General features: G+C 29.8%; 1 protein-coding gene. It reads left to right on the forward strand.

What is annotated here, in order from left to right:
- A partial coding sequence (locus G3997_RS02460; RefSeq protein WP_296647541.1) for a hypothetical protein occupies nucleotides 1–310 on the forward strand: 310 nt, incomplete at both ends.

A 310-nucleotide genomic window follows, 5' to 3' on the forward strand; every position in this document is an offset into this window, starting at 1 on the left:
AAGAAAATATCGGCATTAGTTTTGGCAGCCACAGTAGGTGTTTCAGGATTAATAGGGTATAACTCTATGAATCCTTCTAAACCTAATTATACTGATGAAACTAAAACTACAGTTACAAATCAAATGGAGCATATATTGAATATATCAAAACAACCACATACTATATTTAATGCTGACAAAGATGCTCAGGATGAAGTTAGAGATTACTTAATATCTGAGCTTGAAAAAGTAGGAGTAACTACTAAAACATATAAATATGATAATGTTTATTTRGAAAATCACAAAGCATATGGAGAAGATGCTACAAAAT

This window comes from Romboutsia sp. 13368, from assembly GCF_018336475.1.
Lineage (GTDB): Bacteria > Bacillota > Clostridia > Peptostreptococcales > Peptostreptococcaceae > Romboutsia.